At 44.4% G+C, this 2,401-nt stretch carries 3 protein-coding genes; all 3 read right to left on the bottom strand.

Annotation, left to right across the window (positions count from 1 at the left end; all coding sequences use genetic code 11):
• Positions 1–44: 44 nt before the first annotated feature.
• Entirely contained in the window at positions 45–1,403 is a 1,359-nt protein-coding gene (locus AB4653_RS26705) for an AmpG family muropeptide MFS transporter (protein ID WP_009848366.1), read from the bottom strand.
• Positions 1,404–1,454: 51 nt separating this feature from the next.
• Positions 1,455–2,003 carry a peptidylprolyl isomerase gene (locus AB4653_RS26700; RefSeq protein ID WP_009848367.1) on the bottom strand — a complete coding sequence of 183 codons (549 nt, stop codon included), beginning with the start codon at positions 2,001–2,003 and terminating at the stop codon, positions 1,455–1,457.
• Positions 2,003–2,401 (bottom strand): YajG family lipoprotein (locus AB4653_RS26695; RefSeq protein WP_372105739.1); only part of this gene is annotated, 399 nt, incomplete at its 5' end. The genes AB4653_RS26700 and AB4653_RS26695, both read right to left, overlap by 1 nt.

Below are 2,401 nucleotides of genomic sequence, written 5' to 3'. Positions count from 1 at the left end.
GGGTAGCTCAATGCTCCCCTCTTCTCTTTTGCTTTCTTTTTCTTTTATTCGTGGTTGTTTTTCGCTTTTTCTAATAAATTAGTGAAAAAGTGGCGTAGCGAATAGAGCATGATCAAACTCGGAATCACCATTAATGACGTCAGTATAAAGAAGGTTGACCAATCATTGAGGTAATCGACGAGCTCGCCACTGAATGAAGCCAGTGTTGTTCTACCGAAATTGCCTAAGGATGCTAATAAGGCATATTGCGTTGCTGAGAAAGCTTGACCAGTCAGTAAGGTTAAGAAAGAGACAAATGCTACCGTCGAAAAGGCGGTTGTGAAGTTGTCGACAATGATAGTTGCCAAGAACAGAGTTTCACTAGGGCCTGCCTGAGCGATCCACGCAAACATTAGGTTGCTGGCTGCCATTGCGATGCCACCAATCATTAGCCCGCGTACAATACCGAATTTCACATTGAAGATACTGCCTAGCAAGGTGAAGAATATCGTCGCGCCCCAACCGATTAACTTAGAGTAGTGGCCAATCTGTTCATTGCTAAAGCCTATCTCTTTATAGAAGGTGATAGACATTCTACCCAAGAAGGCTTCACCTATCTTAAATAGGAACACAAACAGTAGAAGGGTGATGGCAACTTGAACTCCGTTTCGTTTGAAGAAATCATAAAACGGTTCTAGCACTGTAACGCTGAACCAAGCGACGACTTTTGAACCGACAACTCTGTTGTGACGTTGTTGTGCTTGCTCTTGCAATGCTTCACGTTGTGTATTGGGTTCTCCGACAAAAAGAGTAAACAGCATTAACACGACAACCACACCAGCCATACCGTAATACACACCATTCCAACCGATTGAGTCAGCATTGATAAAAGCAAGATAACCTGGAAGAGAATAGCCAGTCCACCATCCCATCACGGCCATTGCGGATGCTTGTGGCAACTTTGATGCTTCCGATTTTGGAAATGAATCAATACGGAAGGCATCTATTGCGACATCTTGAGTTGCTGAGGCGATAGCTATTCCGAGAGCAAGCATAGAGGTGAACATCAAGTCATTGGCTGGGTTTACTCCAGCAATGAACAGGGTACAGATCAATACCAAGCTTTGGCACAAGAATATCCAACTGCGTCGTTGGCCTAATATCGCGTGTAAAACTGGCAGTTTGACTCGGTCTACCAACGGTGCCCATAAAAAGTTAATAGCATAGACAGCAAACACACTGCCGAAATAACCGATCGCAGCACGAGTTAAACCGGCATCTTTTAGCCAACCAGACATGTTGGATCCAATCAGAACCCATGGGAAGCCACTCGAACAACCGAGCATAAACACCCAAAGTAGACGTTTGTCTAAGTAGCTGCGGAAAGTTTGCATCCAAGAAAGAGAGGGGGTGCCTGATGACATGGGGCGTCCTTGTATAGAAAACGCCCTTAAGAATAAGGGCGTTACATTGGATTACTTAAGAAGGGTCACTTTAGTGATGACGATTGGGTCGACAGGAATGTCTGACATGCGGCCCATTCGCTTGGTTGGAATTGTTGCCATCTTCTGAACAACGTCAAAACCATCGGTTACTTTACCAAACACAGCGTAACCAGGATTACCGCCTTTCGCGTTTAAGAAATCGTTGTCTGCAAAGTTAATGAAGAACTGGCGAGTTGCAGAATCTGGTGCATTGGTGCGAGCCATTGCGATCGTTGCAGTATCATTCTTCAGGCCATTACTGCCTTCATTTTTGATAGGCGCATAAGTTGCTAATTGCTTCATATCTTGATCGAAGCCACCACCCTGAGCCATAAAGCCCGGGATCACACGGTGAAACTGAGTGCCTTCGTAGCTACCGTCAGCAACATATTTCAGAAAGTTATCAACACTAACCGGTGCTTGCTCTTGGTTTAGCTCGATAGTGAAGCCGCCTAATGTTGTTTCTACGTTCACTTTAGGACCAGCCCAAACGCTCACGCTCACCAGCATCAATGCGATAGAAGATAGAATGCGCCCCATTAGAAACGTTCCTTCATGTAAGTTTGCAGCTCTTGGTCATTGGCAATCTCTTTAAGAACTAAGTCGATAACATCGTTTAGTACCATTGCGATATCGTCATTTGATGCACTTAATGCACCTGTGCGAGTTGCTGTACCATTGAATGTCTTAACTAGCTTGCCTTCAGGCGTTTCAGCGGTTACTTCAAGTGTTACTTTACCATCCATTTGGTTTTCCATGATGGTGTGCTTGACGGTAACAAGCGCTTCTTGAATCTCTAAAACAATTGAGTTTTCACTGTTTACGCTTGCACGAAAACCTTGAGACTCCAATTGTTGAGCAATAGCGTTTTCTAGAGAAATACGCATGTTTTGCTTAGCGTGAATTGGCTGAATGTTTGAACGGCCACTATCAACCAA

This window comes from Vibrio sp. 10N.222.48.A3 (assembly GCF_041475345.1).
In the GTDB taxonomy this organism is placed as follows: Bacteria; Pseudomonadota; Gammaproteobacteria; order Enterobacterales; family Vibrionaceae; genus Vibrio; species Vibrio tasmaniensis_A.
The sequence above is the reverse complement of the archived record's forward strand: the minus strand, read 5'-3'. Positions and strand labels throughout refer to the sequence as shown.